The sequence below is a fragment of the Geomonas subterranea genome (genome assembly GCF_019063845.1).
GTDB classification, from domain to species: Bacteria; Desulfobacterota; Desulfuromonadia; order Geobacterales; family Geobacteraceae; genus Geomonas; species Geomonas subterranea.
The window spans coordinates 613,152-628,683 of sequence record NZ_CP077683.1; the positions used below are offsets into that span (position 1 = coordinate 613,152).

General features: G+C 62.1%; 10 protein-coding genes. All 10 read left to right on the forward strand.

Features of this window, described 5'->3' with window-relative positions; translation table 11 throughout:
- Positions 1-203 precede the first annotated feature (203 nt).
- Entirely contained in the window at positions 204-2,870 is a 2,667-nt protein-coding gene (locus KP001_RS02680) for a valine--tRNA ligase (protein ID WP_217288051.1), read from the forward strand.
- Between the two features lie 89 nt (positions 2,871-2,959).
- The gene (locus tag KP001_RS02685; protein WP_217288052.1) at positions 2,960-3,784 is read left to right on the forward strand and encodes a prepilin peptidase; all 825 of its coding nucleotides are present in this window, start codon (positions 2,960-2,962) and stop codon (positions 3,782-3,784) included.
- Positions 3,785-3,794: 10 nt separating this feature from the next.
- Entirely contained in the window at positions 3,795-5,276 is a 1,482-nt protein-coding gene (locus KP001_RS02690; protein WP_217288053.1) for a sensor histidine kinase, read from the forward strand.
- A gap of 72 nt (positions 5,277-5,348) precedes the next feature.
- Complete coding sequence (locus KP001_RS02695) at positions 5,349-6,716, forward strand: sigma-54-dependent transcriptional regulator (RefSeq protein ID WP_217288054.1); 1,368 nt, start codon at positions 5,349-5,351, stop codon at positions 6,714-6,716.
- A gap of 208 nt (positions 6,717-6,924) precedes the next feature.
- Positions 6,925-7,722, forward strand: a complete 798-nt coding sequence (locus KP001_RS02700; RefSeq protein WP_217288055.1) for a DsbC family protein — start codon at positions 6,925-6,927, stop codon at positions 7,720-7,722.
- Between the two features lie 63 nt (positions 7,723-7,785).
- Positions 7,786-12,657 (forward strand): pilus assembly protein, encoded by a 4,872-nt coding sequence (locus KP001_RS02705; RefSeq protein WP_217288056.1) that lies wholly within the window; start codon positions 7,786-7,788, stop codon positions 12,655-12,657.
- 3 nt (positions 12,658-12,660) lie between these two features.
- Complete coding sequence (locus KP001_RS02710; RefSeq protein ID WP_217288057.1) at positions 12,661-13,146, forward strand: pilus assembly FimT family protein; 486 nt, start codon at positions 12,661-12,663, stop codon at positions 13,144-13,146.
- A complete protein-coding gene (locus KP001_RS02715) occupies positions 13,118-13,528 on the forward strand; it encodes a type IV pilus modification PilV family protein (protein WP_217288058.1) in 411 nt (136 codons plus the stop codon). Before KP001_RS02710 ends, KP001_RS02715 begins: the two co-directional genes overlap by 29 nt.
- A gap of 35 nt (positions 13,529-13,563) precedes the next feature.
- Positions 13,564-14,754 (forward strand): prepilin-type N-terminal cleavage/methylation domain-containing protein, encoded by a 1,191-nt coding sequence (locus tag KP001_RS02720; protein ID WP_217288059.1) that lies wholly within the window; start codon positions 13,564-13,566, stop codon positions 14,752-14,754.
- Positions 14,755-14,770: 16 nt separating this feature from the next.
- On the forward strand, positions 14,771-15,412 hold the full coding sequence (locus KP001_RS02725) for a pilus assembly PilX N-terminal domain-containing protein (RefSeq protein WP_217288060.1): 642 nt from the start codon (positions 14,771-14,773) through the stop codon (positions 15,410-15,412).
- Positions 15,413-15,532: the final 120 nt, after the last annotated feature.

Genomic DNA, 15,532 nt, shown 5'->3' on the forward strand with positions numbered 1-15,532 from the left:
AAAACAGGGGATTTCACGATCCCCTTTTTTCATACTTAGACACTCCCCCCCTTTGATGACCTGGCCACCCTCTCCCGGAGGGAGAGGGGATGGAATCCGAACCGTGTGTGTGGCCAGAATCCCGGCACAGTGTTAGGAAAAACAATAAGAGCTATACAGGGGGGCAACCCCTGCTAAAGCATTTTCCCCATGAGGTAGATTAGATGGCAAACAAAGAGCTGGAAAAGGTTTACGAGCCGAAAAGCGTTGAACAGAAGTGGTACCAGGAGTGGGAAGGGAAGGGGTACTTCCATGCCACCGTTCCCTCCGACAAGCCGGGCTACTCCATCGTCATCCCCCCCCCGAACATCACCGGCGTGCTGCACATGGGCCACGCCCTGAACAATACCCTGCAGGACATCCTGTGCCGCTGGAAGCGGATGAGCGGCTACAACGTGCTCTGGATGCCGGGCACCGACCACGCCGGGATCGCGACCCAGAACGTGGTCGAGCGCCAGTTGGCCGCCGAGGGGAAGGACCGCTTCGAGCTCGGGCGCGAGGCCTTCATCGAGCGGGTGTGGCAGTGGAAGGGTGAGTCCGGCGGGCAGATCATCGGCCAGCTCAAAAGGCTCGGCGCATCCTGCGACTGGGAGCGTGAGCGTTTCACCATGGACGCCGGCCTCTCCAAGGCGGTGCGCGAGGTGTTCGTGCGCCTGTACGAAGAGAAGCTGATCTACCGCGACAACCGCCTGATCAACTGGTGCCCGCGCTGCCATACCGCGCTCTCCGATATCGAGGTCGAGCACGAGGACAAGGCCGGCAACCTCTGGCACCTGCGCTACCCGGTGGTGGGGAGCGACGAGTACGTGGTGGTCGCAACCACCCGTCCCGAAACCATGCTGGGCGACACCGCGGTGGCCGTCCACCCCGAGGACGAGCGCTACAGCCACCTGATCGGCAAGAACGTCATGCTGCCGCTGGTGAACCGCGAGATACCGGTCATCGCCGACGACTACGTCGACCGCGAGTTCGGCACCGGCGTGGTGAAGATCACCCCGGCGCACGACTTCAACGACTTCGAGATGGGCCTCAGGCACAACCTGGACCGCATCAACGTGTTCGACGAATCCGGCGTGGTGAACGCCGCCGGCAAGCAGTACGAGGGGATGGACCGCTTTGCCGCCAGGAAGCAGGTGGTGGCCGACCTCGAGGCGGCCGGGCTTCTGGAGAAGATCCAGGATCATGCCCTCTCCGTCGGCGGCTGCTACCGCTGCAAGACCGTGGTCGAGCCGTACATGTCCCTGCAGTGGTACGTGAAGGTGGGCCCCTTGGCCGAGCGCGCTCTCGGCGCCGTAAAGGACGGGCGCACCAAGATCGTGCCGCAGCAGTGGGAGAACACCTACTACGACTGGATGGAGAACATCCGGGACTGGTGCATCTCGCGTCAGATCTGGTGGGGACACCGGATTCCGGCATGGTACTGCGACCACTGCGGCCACATCACCGTTGCCAAGGAAGACCCGGCGAAGTGCAGCCAGTGCGGCTCCGACGAGATCCGGCAGGAAACCGACGTGCTCGACACCTGGTTCTCCTCGGCCCTGTGGCCCTTCTCCACCATGGGGTGGCCGGAAAAGACCCCGGAGCTTTCCGCCTTCTACCCGACCTCCTGCCTGGTCACCGGCTTCGACATCCTCTTCTTCTGGGTGGCCCGCATGATGATGATGGGGCTGCACTTCATGGACGAGGTCCCCTTCACCGACGTCTACATCCACGCCCTGGTGCGTGACGCCCAGGGGCAGAAGATGTCCAAGTCCAAGGGGAACGTCATAGATCCGCTCACCGTGATCGATGCCTACGGCACCGATGCCTTCCGCTTCACCCTGGCCGCCTTCGCCGCGCAGGGGCGTGACATCAAGCTGGCCGAGGAGAGGATCGCCGGCTACCGCAACTTCGCCAACAAGATCTGGAACGCCTCCCGCTTCGCCATGATGAACCTGGAAGGGTTCGCCCCGGACCAGGTCGACGCGTCGTCGCTCAAGCTCTCCAACGCCGACCGCTGGATCCTGTACCGTCTGAACGAGGCGGCCACCGCCGTCGACTCGGCGCTGACCGGGTTCCGCTTCAACGAGGCCGCCAGCGAGCTGTACCGCTTCACCTGGAGCGAGTTCTGCGACTGGTACATCGAGCTCGCCAAGGACGACCTTTACAAGGGTGACGCCGAGCGCCAGGCGGCGGCCAAGTACGTACTCTGGCTGGTGCTGGAGAACCTCCTGCGCCTTTTGCATCCGTTCATGCCCTTCATCACCGAGGAGATCTGGCAGGCCCTGCCCAAGAAAAGCGGCGCCGCCGATTCCATCATGATCGCCGACTTCCCGACCCCGTGCGAGGAGTGGGCGGGCTACGCCTCCGCCGCCGCCGAGATGGAGCTGGTCATGGAAGTTATAAAGGGGATCAGGAACATCAGGGGCGAGATGGAAGTGGCCCCGAGCAAGCAGATCGCCGCCATCCTCGACTGCAAGTCCGAGGCGAGCCTCAAGCTGCTCAAGAAGAACGAGGTGTACGTGATGAGCCTCGCCCGTCTCTCCGACCTCGCCATCGGGCAGGGGATCGAGCGTCCCGCCGAGGCCTCGCTGCAGGTGGCCGGCGACGTCGAGATCATCGTGCCGCTCAAGGGGCTCGTGAACGTCGAGGAAGAAGAGAAGCGTCTCAACAAGGAGATCGCCAAGATCGAGAAGGACATCGAGTTCCTCTCCAAGAAGCTGGAGAACCCGAGCTTCGTGGAGCGCGCCCCCGCCGACGTGGTTGAAAAGGAGCGCGAGAAGATCGCCGAATTCGGCAGCAAGAAGCAGCTCCTCCAGGAGAGCCTGGAGAAAATTTTGAGATTGAAGTAAAGAAAGGCAGGGGATAGGGGCTAGGGGCTGGTAAAACCAAGAGGTTTTTTCTAGTCCCTAGCCCCTAGCCCCTGTTTCACGAGGTTTTCTTGACGCCCTACATCACCTACGCCGTATTCGCTTTCCTGCTGGGAGCCGTGGTCGGCTCCTTTCTGAACGTCTGCATCTGCCGGATGCCCAGCGAGGAATCGGTGGTGTCGCCTCCGTCGCATTGCCCCAAGTGCGACTACCGGATCCGCTGGTACGACAACATCCCGATAGTCAGCTACCTTCTGCTTGGCGGAAAGTGCCGCTCCTGCGGCGCGCCGATCTCGCTCCAGTACCCGCTGGTCGAACTCCTGAACGGCCTCCTTTCCCTGGCCCTTTTCTTTAAATTCTTCCCCCGGCCGTTGTTCGAGGAGGGGGCTCCGGTCCAGTTCCTATTCACCGGCCTGTTCTACTTCAGCGTCCTCTTCGTGTTCTGCAGCGCCCTGGTCGTGGTGACCTTTATCGACCTTGAGCACCAGATCATCCCGGACCGGATCACGCTGCCGGGGATCGTCCTCGGTTTCATCGTCTCGTTCTTCATCCCGCAACTGGGGTGGCTCAACTCCCTGATCGGCATCGTGGCTGGTGGCGGCAGCCTCCTCCTCATCGCCTGGATCTACCAGGTGGTCGCCAAGAAGGACGGCATGGGAGGGGGGGACGTGAAGCTCCTGGCGATGATGGGTGCGTTTCTTGGATGGAAGCCGATCCTGTTCATCATCTTCGTTTCCTCTTTGCTGGGATCGGTCATCGGCATCACCTTGATGCTGATCCGCAAGAAAGACTCCACGCTCGCCATCCCGTTCGGCCCGTTCCTGGCCGGGGCCGCCGTCCTGTACGTCTTCTACGGCAGGCGCATCATCAACTGGTACATGACCATGGGAAGCTGAAACGGCCCCTATGAAACCATTCCGTTTCAGCCTCACCTTCTACATCCTCTCCGCCTTGAGCATGCTGCTCGTGCTCACCTGGGCCCTCCTCTCCCTGATATCATTCAAAATCTCCGAAAACGACCTCCTGGCCCAGAAGGGGGAGGACGCGAAGCTGCTCCTTAGCGCCATCGTGTCGGCCTTGCCGCGTCCCTTGGCACCGCCGGATGCCGACAGCCAGGTCGTGAGTTACCTTGAGCAGCTGAGGCGGGACCGAAGCTTTGTGGGGCTGGTCGTGGTTGACCAGGGGGGGCGGCGGCTTTACGCCGTCAACGACGGCAGTGAGACCGACAACGGCCTGCTCAGCGTGCTGGAGAGCGGGCGCTCCCTGTTCCAGCTCTCCCCTGACAAGACCACGGGCCGCGGCTACGCCGCCATCGTGCAGCATGGCAAGGTGGTCGGCGCCGCCCGCCTCACGTTGTCGCTGCACCCGGTGCAGGAGCGCCTGCTGACCTCCAGGCATCTCTTTCTCGCCTACTTCGCCCTGGACTTCCTGCTGCTTTTGGTTTTTGGTTCCTACCTTTTGTCCCGCACCGTGGTTTCCCCGATCAAGCGGCTCCTCTCGGCCACCCGTCGCATCACCGCCGGTGATCTGGGAGTTTCCGTCAACGTGGCGGGAAGCACCGAGGTTGCCGAACTCTCCGACGGGTTCAACAGCATGATGGTGGCGCTCAGGGAGAAGAGGGTGGAAGTCGAGGAGAAGGTCGCCTCGCTGAAGTGGACCAACAAGGAGCTGGTCGAGGCGAGAAACGAGGCGGTCCGTTCCGAAAAGATGGCTTCCGTCGGGCTTCTGGCTGCCGGCATGGCGCATGAGATTGGCACCCCGCTCGCCGCCATCATGGGGTACAGCACCATCCTGGCGGAGGAGCTGGCGGCCGATCCGGAAAAGTCCGATTACCTGCGTCGTATCGAGGAGGAATCGAGGCGCATCGACCGCATCGTGCGGGGGCTTTTGGACTACGCCCGTCCCAAGCGTGTGCGGTGGGAGGAAGTGGAGATCCGGGGATTGCTGGACAAGGTGGTGGAGCTGTTGGCTGGCCAGGGTGTGCTGAAGCACCTGGAAGTTTCCGTCGAAGTCGAAGCGGATCTGGCCACGGTGCACGCCGATCCGCACCAGCTCGAGCAGTTGCTGATCAACCTGATCGTGAACGCACGGGACGCCATGCCGCGGGGGGGAAGCCTGTGGCTAAAGGGGAGGCGGTCCGGAGCCGAAGTAGTCATCGAGGTTGAGGACAATGGCGAGGGAATGGCGCCTGAGCTGCTCGGGAAGGTTTTCGATCCTTTTTTCACCACCAAGGAGCCGGGGAAGGGGACCGGTTTGGGCCTGGCCATAGCCGCGCGCATCGCCGAATCCTGCGGCGGCAGGCTCGATGTGCAGAGCGAACTCGGCAAGGGAAGCCGTTTCACCCTGACCCTGCCGGCCAGTGGGGCTAGGCTAGGGGCTAGGGGCTAGGCCAGGCCCGCAAGGGCCAGTCTGACCAGTCCGACCAGTCTGACCCCGCCCAGTCCGACAAGGAGCACCGTGTTGACCGAAAAAAAGAGAATACTGGTGGTGGACGACGAGGCGAACCTGCGCCACATGCTCCAGGTCCTTTTGAAAAAGCAAGGGTACCTGGTGGAGCAGTCACCCGACGGCGCCGACGCCCTGGCGAAGGCGCGCGAGGGTAGCTACGCCTTCATCCTGTGCGACATCCGGATGCCGGTCATGGACGGCAAGAAGTTCCTCGAGGCCTGCACCCGGTCCGGCATAGGCGCCACCGTCATCATGATGTCCGCCTACGGCACCGTCGACGACGCCATCGACTGCATGAAACTGGGTGCCTACGACTACATCTCCAAACCCTTCAACAGCGACGAAATCTCCCTGGTGCTGAAAAAGGCTGAGGAGCGGGAGCGGTTGAAGGACGAGAACCGCCGGCTGCGCGAGGCGGTACGGGGGCGCACCTTCCCCGACATCATCAGCAGAAACGGCCGGATGGCCGAGATCATGGAGTTGGTCACGAAGCTCTCCGAGCACAAGACCACGGTACTGATCCAGGGTGAATCCGGAACCGGAAAGGAACTGGTGGCGCGGGCGCTGCACAACAGCGGCGTTCGTCGCCAGGGTCCCTTCGTGGCCGTCAACTGCGGTGCCATACCCGCTTCCCTGCTGGAGAGCGAACTCTTCGGGCACGTCAAGGGGGCCTTCACCGATGCCGCCCAGGACAAGATAGGCCTCTTCGAGGAGGCCAACGGCGGCACCCTGTTCCTGGACGAGATAGGTGAGCTTCCGCTTCCGTTGCAGGTTAAACTGCTGCGTGTGCTGCAGGAGGAGGAGATCCGCCGCCTCGGCGCGGCCGCCGCGCAAAAGGTCGACGTCAGGGTGGTCTCCGCCACCAGCAGGGATCTGGTCCGGGAAGTCGCTGCCGGAAGGTTCCGCGAGGATCTCTACTTCCGCATCAATGTCTTCGCCCTTTCCCTCCCCCCCCTGCGGGAGCGGGTGGAGGACGTCCCCTTTCTGGTGGACCATTTCCTGGAGAAATACGGCGAGCGCATGGGGATGGCCGGGGTGCGCCCCACCCCCGAGGCGCTGCAGGTGCTGGTGCGCTACGCCTGGCCGGGCAACGTGAGGGAGCTGGAAAATTGCATCGAACGCGGGCTCGTGCTGTGTGAGGGTGAGACGCTCGGGCTTTCCTGCCTGCCGGAGGCGGTGCGCAAGGGAGCGGGACTGGAGACGCGCCGGGGCGAGCTGGCGGATTCACTCTCGATCAAGAAGGGGGCGGAGGCGCTGGAGAGAGAACTGATCGTGCGTGCGCTGGAACAGACAGCGGGGAACCGGACCCACGCGGCGCGTCTTCTGGAAATCAGCCACCGGGCCCTGCTCTATAAGCTCAAGGAGTACGATCTGGGGTGAACCCGCTCGTGCCGCCAGGTGCCAATTTTTTGCGGGGTTGACGCCGCAGCTATGAAAAAAATGCGTAGTTTTTGCTGTCCCCCCGTGGTATGGTATGCCACAACTAGCCGGATTGACGTCTAAAGCGCCGTTTCAAGGTCGCGAACGGGGCCAAGGCACGGTTGTTGCTCCCCTCTCGGAGCAACGAAATCTCCCACGAGGTAGTTGAATGTTCTTCGCCAAAAGTCTCATCCGTCTCTTTACACCCTGCTTCATCCTTGTCGTTATCGCCTTTGCCGCACCCGCCTTCGCCATGTCGGAAGGATGCAGCGGGGATTGCGCATCCTGCCACTCCATCACCCTGCAGGAGGCCAGCGGGCTCCTGAAGGAGATCGGTCCGGTGAAGGACGTGAAGCCGGCGCCGGTGCGCGGGCTGTACGAGGTGACCTTCGAGCAGGGGGGGAAGAGCGGGGTCGCCTATCTCGACTACAGCAAGAAACACATCATCGCCGGCCAGGTCTTCGACATCGCCTCCAGGCAGCCGGTGGGTGGCACCGCGGACCAGGCCAAAAAAACCGAGCGCAAGGACCGTCTTGACCCGGCCACCCTCGGCACCGACAATGCACTGGTCATGGGCAACCCGAAGGGGAAAAAGAAGCTGTTCGTCTTCACCGACCCCGAGTGCCCTTACTGCGCGAAGGCGCATGCCGAGCTGAAGAAGCTGGCGGCCCTGGAGCCGGACCTCGCTATCTACATCAAGCTCTATCCGCTCAAGATGCATCCCAAGGCGTACGACAAGTCCCGGGTGATCCTGTCCCAGGGCTCCCTGGAGCTTCTGGACAAGTCCTTCTCCGGGCAGCCACTGCCGGCGGCCACCGATAAGGACGCCAGGAAGCCGGTGGAGGATACCATCAAGTTCGCCGAGTCCAACGGTATCGTCTCCACGCCTACGCTGGTGCTGTCCGACGGGCGCATCATGGTGGGGTTCCGGGATGCCGCCGCCATGCGCGAACTCATCACAAAGTAAGGAACCGTGAGTATGCGCTCCACTTCGACTGAACCTTCAACGCCCTTCAATACGAGGTGTTCAATGGGAAAGACTGTTAACAGGCTCTTCATCAAGACCTTGCTGCCTCTGATCGCGTCGGTCATGCTTGTTCCCGCGGCGGCATTGGCCGAGGATCCCGGTAACAACTGGTGCATAACCCCTGCCTTCATCACCAGCTCGATCAAGCCAAACCTGTTGTTGATGATCGATAACTCGGCCAGTATGTACGATCTCGGGTACATCGCCGGATCGACCTCGACAGCGCCGACTTATTCCTGCGGCACCGCGACGGTCTCTTCATCCTATTGTTTCGACAACACCTACGACAACACCAAAAACTACGAGGGGTACTTTAGCAAGCTCAACAGCGACGGTACCTTCACCTATCCGGTTTACGAGTATTCCGGTGGAAAATTCGTAGAGAGGGCAAGCGGTGTGCCTGCCAGCGGTGGCACCTTCCGCACCAGCTACCTCTACCTTGCCATGTCGGGCGACAATACGACCGTCTCCCCTCCCACCAGGGTGGTTGATAGCTTCATCGCCAGCGGGAGGTTCCTCAACTGGCTCTCCTCATCGAAGTTCGACATCGAGAAGAAGATCCTGACCGGCGGTAAGTATGACAATGGCGTGCTGGTAGGCGAGACCAGGGGATGCGTGGGACGGCGCTTCGTGAAAGTAGTGCCCGGCATCTCGGGGCTTTCCTTCGCGGTCCGCGGCCCTACCTCCGTTGAGCCCAACTACGACCCCAGCACGCAGGGTGGGGGGACCAGGATCGAGATCTTCGAGGGGACCTACAACCAGTCCGACTGCCAGTGCGCGGTCTACAACTGGAGCAGCGGCAATTACGGCCAGGCGAGCACTGACACCAAGAATTGCCTCTCCACCACCAACGCGGACAAGGCACTGGCCACCATCAACCACACCCAGCAGGCCTGCTGGAAGATCAAGGACAACATAAGGACCGGCGGCGACATCTGGCAGGGGGTGAGCGTCAACTCGCTGCAGGTCGCGTGCGCCAGCGTATATAATGACTTGAACCCGGCGGCCATTACCGACGAGTCGAACGGCAACTACATCTGCACCAGCGCCGCGACCCATACCGCGCCGGTCGCGCCCTATATCGGCACCGGCTCCGATACCACCGGCTTCCTGGGGAGATGCTGGAGGAACAACAGCGACAAGTGGCTAAACGACGGTGATGCCTGCGTGAAGCGGGAGATCCTGCACTACTGCATGGGGCAGAACTTCGGCGAGGTCACCGACCCCTCCTCGGTCATCCCCACCGCGGGGAACATCCCGTCCGTGCTCATGGACGCCGGCGTGCGCGCCATCGGCTCGCCGGTCGGCCCCTCCGGCAACCCGGGCACCTGCTCACGCCGGACCACGACCGCCTGCTCCTCCGATGCGGACTGTACCACCAAGGTCTGTTCCAACAATGCTGCTACGACCTGCACCACCGATGCGAACTGCACCTCGCCGGGGGTCTGCGTCAGCCAGACCTGCAACAACCCCTTCTACGGCAAGGTGGAAGTCTCTGCTCCGCCCACCGGCCTTATCAACGACTTCGCCGAGTCCATCCGTTTCGGCGTCATGAACTTCAACAATTACGGCTCGGCCAGCGAATGCGGCGGCATTGTCGGCATGCCTTGTCCCAAGTTCTGCTCCGGCAACCCGAACAAGGTGTGCAGCACTAATGCAGACTGCCTCGCCAGCCTGAACGAAGGGTCCTGCCAGGATCCCACCACCCCCAACAGGGACGCCGGTTCGGTGGTCAAAAACATCGGTACGGCCATCGGTGACCACAGCTCCGGTGTCATCGGGAAAATCGACAGCACCCCAGCCGTTGCCTGGACACCCTTCGCCGAGGCGTACTACAACGCCATCGCCTACTTCGTCAAGGACGCCACAGCAACCACGCCGACCTTGAACACAACTAAATTCACCCCGACCGCAGCCGCTATTCAGGCGCCGCTCACCGACACACAAGACCCGGTTATCACCAACCAGAACCCGATCCAGTTCCGCTGCCAGCAAAACAACATCCTGCTGATCACGGACGGTTCCTCCACCGCTGACAAGAACGACACCATGAAGAACAAGGTCACCGACGTCTCCAAGGTCTTCAGGGATCCGAACACGCTGACCGAGACAGGCTCGACCGCCGGTGTCTGCGGCAGCTACGGGGGGAGCCCGTTCCTGCACGACCTGAGCTATTTCGCCTACCACCGTAACATTTTCGACCCGAGCCAGGTATGCCACGGCACCGGCGCTGTCGCCTGCGATAACGCCCAAACAATCAAGACCCACGTGGTGTACAACGCGCCGTCCAGCAGCGCCACGACCGACGTGTGCGACCCCTACCTGCAGATGAAGATGACGGCCGAAAACGGCGGAACCTTGCTGCACAACCCGAGCAACCCCACCGAACTGAGAACGGAACTGAAGGCGGCCCTGGAAAGCATCGCGGTCGGCGCCTCCTCCGGTACCGCCGCCTCCATCCTCAGCAACAGCGAGGGTAGCGGCGCGAACATACTGCAGGCGGTGTTCTATCCCAAGAAGGTCTTCGCGGACCAGACCGAGACCAAGTGGATCGGCGAGATGCAGAACCTCTGGTACTTCGTCGACCCGCAGATCAACCGCTCCACCATCAGGGAGGACACCGACCAGAACAATATCTTCGACCTGATCCAGGACAAGGTGGTCAGCTTCCGCTTCGACAGCACGGACAACACTACCTATGCCTGGGAGTCCCAGGACCTAAACGGTGACGGTTCCGGCGACACCACCGAGGTGAAGGTGGACGCCGACACGGTGAAGAGTATCTGGCGTGCGGGTAAGAAGCTCTGGGCACGGCCGCTGACCGGCACCGGCGCCAGGCCGCGCAAGATCAAGACAACCATCAACGGCACGTCGCTCATCGACTTCTCCTCCGACACCTTCAAGGGCGACTCCATGGTGGACAACTCGGCTACGCTGGCGCCGTATCTGGACGTTGCGGACGGTGCGATCGCCACCAACCTGATCAACTACGTGCACGGACTCGAGCAGACCGGCTACCGTCCCAGGACCGTTTCCATCAAGGAGACCCCGTCGAGTACGGCCGTGTCGGGGGTCTGGCGCCTGGGGGACATCATATCCTCGACGCCCCGCATCCAGTCGAGCCTCAAGCTGAACACCTACAACATGCAGGCCCCCAGCGGCTACAGCGACAGCTCTTACGACACCTACGTCGGATCTGAAAACTATAAAAATCATGGCATGGTGTACGTCGGGGCCAATGACGGCATGCTGCACGCCTTCAACTTCGGCAAGCTCAACGTCACCGCGACCAGCACCCAGAAAGCGACCCTCGAGAAGCTTGAGAGCACCGATCCCGCCCTTGGCGAGGAGATGTGGGCATACATCCCGAAGCAGGTGCTGCCGTACCTCAAGTACTACGCCGACGTCAACTATAATCACCTCTACTACATCGACGGCGCCACCGTGCTCTTCGATGCCAGCATAGGCGCGCCTAGCAGCATCGCGGGCTGCTCCGACGCGACCTATTACAACTGCGACAAGCTCAACTCCGTGGTGGACGGCAGCAACAACCTCGACAGCACCAAGAACCCCTGGCACAGCATCCTGATCGGCGGCATGGGACTGGGCGGGGCCTCCTCGTCGAGCTGCACCGACCCGGCGACCAACAACTGCGTGCCGACACCGCGCATGGATCCCGCCGATAACACCAAAGGGCTCGGCCTCTCCTCCTACTTCGCCCTCGATGTGAGTAATCCTAAGAGCCCGACCCTTTTATGGGAATTCAAGAACGAAAACCTTGGTTTCGCCACCACCGGTCCGGCCATCGTCAGGGTGGGGGACAAGGCCAAAAACGGGCGCTGGTTCGCCGTGTTCGGCTCCGGCCCCACCGGGCCGGTAGACACCGACGGCAACCAGTTCGAGGGGCGCTCCAACCAGCGGCTCAAGTTCTTCGTGGTCGACCTGAAGACCGGTACCCTCGTGACTACGCTCGACGGCGGAGTCGACAATGCCTTCGCCGGTTCCATGATCGGCGGCTCCGTCGACGCCGACCGCTGGAATCCGTACGCGGCAGGAAACTACCAGGATGACGCCATCATGGTCGGCTTCACCAAGAAGACAGGTACCGGCAGCTCCGCCACCTGGACCGACGGCGGCGTGATCAGGATCGTCACCAAGAACGACACCAACCCCGCCAACTGGGTGGTCAGCAAGGTCGTCGACGGCATCGGGCCGGTGGTGACCGCGATCGCGCGGTTGCAGGACCGCAAGAACATGAACATGTGGTACTACTTCGGGACCGGCAGGTACTTCTATCGCGCGGGAGCGTCCATCGACGACTACGACACGCAGCGCACGATCTTCGGCCTGAAGGACCCCTGCTACAACACCGCGTCCGTTCCCGGCAACAAGCTGGACCCGAACTGCGGCACCACCATCAGCACCTCAGACATAACCGACCAGTCCACCGCCATCTCCACCAGCATCGGCAGTGGCGGGTGGAAAATCACCCTCGACCCCTCCACGACGGCCTTCGGCGCCGAGCGCGTTGTTTCCGACGCGGTGACGCTGACCAACGGCACCGTCTTCGTGACCACCTTCGAGCCGACCTCGGACGCCTGCGGCTTCGGCGGCAACTCCTTCCTGTGGGCCCTGGGCTACAACACCGGAGGGAGGCCAAGCGACGCCGCTCTTTCCGGCAAGGCGCTGATCCAGCTTTCGACGGGCGAGTTCAAGGAGGTCGACCTGGCCCAGGCCTTCGGCAGCAGCGCGTCCCGCCTGATGCGGCGCAGCTCCACCCCGATGACCGGAAAACCGCCGGCGGACGCCTTCCCGGTCGTCAGCAAGAGCGCCAACAAGCCGGTGAAGAAGATCCTGCACATCCAGGAGCGTTAATTCATGCGACAGCGAGGCTTTACACTGGTGGAACTGGTAGTCGTGGTGGCGATCATCGCCACCCTGCTCGCCATAGCTACCCTGCAGTACAGCAAGATGCAGCAGAAGGCCTCGGTCGAGGCGCAGGCAAGGACGGTGTACAGCAAGCTCGTCGAGGTGCGGGCCGAGGCGATGTACACGAGGACCCCGCGCGCCGTCATCGTCAGCGGCAACGAGCTCCGCGTCTACGCGACCAACGACACCACCGTGCCGCCGCTCACCGTGTTTCGGCTCGGCATGCCCATGGTGATGAACGTCTCCCCCGGCAGGATCGAGTATGACGGCCAGGGGATGATGCAGTCCTCGGATCTCTCGGTCTGCGTCCAGTTGGGGACCTCGGCCGACAACCCGGGGAGCTTCGACAGCGTCGTCGCTTCCACCGTGCGCACCTACATGGGAAAAAGACAAACCGGAGGGGCCTGTGCACCAGCCAGCATCACTCAGAAATAACGACGGCTTCACCCTGGTCGAGCTGATGATCGCCCTTGTCATCGTGGCCGTCGGCATGTTCGGCGTGCTGCAGACGATCAACGTCACCCTGCAGCACAACCTCCGCAACGAGGTGCGCAACGAGGCGGTACGCATCGGCGAGAAGTACATGTCCGACATGCGCGGAAAGACCTTCGGCGCGTATTCCTCCCCCTACACGACCTTCACCGAGAACGGCAGGATCAGGGGGGTGAGCAAGCCGTACACCGTGGAGCGGACCTCGCAAGTGCTGGCTACCGACGGCGGCCAGCCGAGCACCTACCAGCTCATGGTCACCGTCAGGTGGTCGTACCGTAACTCGAACTACCAAAACGAGGTGGTCACCGTGATGGCCAGGCCGTGAGGCGCTGGCGACGGCGACCGGCAAAGGAACTTCGTATGTTGAAAGGGAAACAGGGCTATACGCTGGTCGAGCTCATCGTGGTCATGGCGATCTTCACCATCGTCATCGTCGTGGCCTCAGCAGGGTTCAAGACTGTGCTCACCCAGGTGGGGCAGCAGAGCAAACTGATGGAGACCGATATCGGGAGCGTCGTGGGGCTGGAGCTGTTCCGTTCCGACCTGCAGAGCGCCGGCTACGGGCTGCCGTGGGGGTTGCAGAACACGCCGGCCGGCTACACCGAGGTCACCACCACCGAACCGAGCGGCCAGCCGCCGACCAACGCCACCTTCTGGCCTTCCGGCCAGAGCGCGCGCAGCTACAACGATGCCGCCGGGGTGCCCCGGGCGGTGCAAAGCGGCAACACCACGTTCAACTTGAAGGACGGGGTGGGGTCGCAGTACCTCGTGCTGAAGTCGCTTTCGGTGGCCGGATCAACCAGCGGCGTGCAGAGGAAATGGCTGTCCGTCAGTTACGACGAGACCAATGTCAAAAAGGCCCCGAACTGGAACGACCCGGCCAACATCCGCAACTTCAGCGCCACCGACCGGGTCATCGTTCTCAGGAACACCTTCAGCAATAACGTGCCGAGCAGGCAGCTGCAGGTTACCAGCACCGGGGCATACTCGACCACCTTCTCCAACTACACCGCCATGACCATCCCCCATTCCTCCGGGGACATGTTCCAGGTGTACGGGGTGGATGCCGCGACCGACCTGCGCATGCCGTTCAACCGGGCGGACTACTACGTGAGAACTCCAGCCCCCATGCCTCCCGCCTGCGCGCCCAACACCGGGGTTCTTTACAAGGCGGTGCTGAAGCAGGCGGCGAGCGGCGGCTTCACCGAGATCCCGCTTTTGGACTGCGTGGCAGACCTGCAGGTCGTCTACGGTGTCGGGCCGTCCGGGACTGGCGACATCAACTTCCATCAGACAACGCTCCCCGGCACCGGGAGCCCGCAGGAGATCCGGCAGCAACTCAAGGAGATCAGGGTTTACGTCCTGGCGCAGCAGGGGAAGAAGGATCCCGGCTATCACCATCCCAACTCCCAGATCGAGGTGGGAGAGAGATTCGGCGGGAGCCTCATGGGGAGGACCTTCGATCTGCCTACGCAGATCGGAACCGGGTGGGACAACTATCGCTGGAAGGTGTACCCGATCGTGGTGCGGCCGCAGAACCTGATCCAGTGACAACTACGGTAATTATATGAAAAAGCTAAAAAACGAAGAAGGCGTCGCGCTGGTGACGGCACTGATGTTCACCCTGATCTGCCTGGGGATCGTGGCTGCGTTGATGCAGATGCTGCTTTTGCAGACCAAGGTTTCCGCCGTGGAGAAGAACTACCGCAACTCGCTGGAGGCTGCCTACGGCGGGACCGAGCTGGTCACCAGGGAGTTCATACCGAAGCTCTTCACCAACTATTCGACCGGTATCGGCCCGCTCCTCACGGCCTACGGCTCGGGGACGGGCTTCAGCAACCTCGGCCTCGTGGTGAACCAGGGGCTGGGGAACAGGGGAGGCCTCGAGATAAAGCTGCGCAACGCCACCAGCGATTGGGGGACCCTCTCCAAGACCCTTGACGCGAAGGACGCACCTGACCTGCAGTTCCTCCTCAAGGGGACCGGCTCAAACGGCAACTTCAGGATCTACGCGAAGATCGTCGACACGGTACCCGGAAACTCGGACACCACGGGCGTCGATTACCTCGACAGCGGCGTCGGCGTCGCCGGTGTCGGCTCCGGGATATCTCCCAAGCACAACCCCGCGCTCTACAGCGTCGAGGTGCGCGGGGAGAGGGCGGTAAACCCAAAGGAAAAGGCACAACTCTCCGTGCTGTACGCCTTCTAGTTTCTCCCCCCGCCGGCATCTCTTTCCGAAACGGCCCTTCCACCACGGATGGGCCGTTTTTTTGTGGCCGCACCGCGCCCGCCTCTTCCCCCATCGCGTCTTTTTTTTTCTTCCCGTTCT